Annotated in this window: 1 protein-coding gene; it reads left to right on the top strand. The window is 75.0% G+C overall.

The window, feature by feature from the left end; all coding sequences use genetic code 11:
- Positions 1–1,300, top strand: a 1,300-nt coding sequence (locus tag HW445_RS31330; RefSeq protein WP_180224157.1) for a von Willebrand factor type A domain-containing protein, incomplete at both ends; no start/stop codon positions are given.

The following is a 1,300-nucleotide window of genomic DNA, read 5'->3' as shown; positions in this document are numbered from 1 at the left end:
CCTCCCCGCGCAACGGCCGGGACGGCCGGGACGGCGACCGGCTGTCCACGTTCGCGCTGGACGTGGACACCGCGTCCTACGGCTACGTCCGCCGTGCCCTGGCCGACGGGCGGCTGCCCGAGCCGTCGACCGTGCGGCCGGAGGAGTTCGTCAACAGCTTCCGCCAGGACTACGAGCGGCCCGAGGGCGACGGCTTCGGGGTGTCCGTGGACGGGGCGCGGGCCGGGGACGACGGCTGGGCGCTGATGCGGGTCGGCCTCGCCACCCGTCCCGAGCCGGGGGCCGAGGACGGCGGCAGGGCGCCGGCCGCGCTCACCTTCGTCGTGGACGTCTCCGGGTCGATGGCCGAGGCCGGCCGCCTCGACCTGGTCCAGCAGGGCCTGCGGACGATGACCGACCGGCTGCGCGACGACGACTCCGTCGCGCTGGTCGCCTTCAGCGATCAGGCCGAGACGCTCCTGCCGATGACCCGTCTCGGCGAGGGCCGCGAGCGGATCCGTGACGCCGTCGACCGTCTCGAGCCGGACGCCTCCACCAATCTGGGCGCGGGGGTGCGGGCGGGGTACACCGCCGCGCTGGACGGGCTGCGCGACGGCGCGACCAACCGCGTGGTGCTGATGTCCGACGCCCTCGCCAACACCGGGGAGACGGACGCGGACGCCCTCCTGGAGGAGGTGACGCACGCGCGCGAGGACAACGGGATCACGCTGTTCGGTGTGGGGGTCGGCAGCGAGTACGGGGACGCGCTGATGGAGCGCCTGACCAACCGGGGCGACGGCCACACCGTGTACGTCTCCTCGCCGGAGGAGGCGGAGCGGGTGTTCTCCGAGGATCTCCCCCGCAACGTCGACCTCACCGCGCGGGACGCCAAGGCCCAGGTCGCGTTCGACCCGGAGACGGTCGAGGAGCACCGGCTGATCGGCTACGAGAACCGGCGGATCGCCGACGAGGACTTCCGCGACGACCGGGCCGACGGCGGTGAGGTCGGCCCCGGGCACACGGTCACGGCGCTGTACGCGGTGCGGCTGAAGGAGGGCGCGTCGGGGCGGCTCGCCACCGCGACCGTGCGGTGGCTGGACCCGGACACCCGTGAGGCGCACGAGGCGTCCCGGTCGCTGGAGACGGAGGAGCTCCACCGGTCGGTGCGGGAGGGTTCGGCGCGGTTCCAGGTCACCGTGGTGGCGGCGCACTTCGCGGCGGCGCTGCGGGAGAGCGGGTTCGGCGTGGCGACGCCGGAGTTGCCGGGGCTCGCGGAGCACGCGGACGCGTTGGCGCGGCGGACGGAGGATCCGCAGGTGCG

It is taken from the genome of Streptomyces sp. UH6 (assembly GCF_013421635.1).
Lineage (GTDB): Bacteria > Actinomycetota > Actinomycetes > Streptomycetales > Streptomycetaceae > Streptomyces > Streptomyces abyssomicinicus.
The sequence above is the reverse complement of the archived record's forward strand: the minus strand, read 5'-3'. Positions and strand labels throughout refer to the sequence as shown.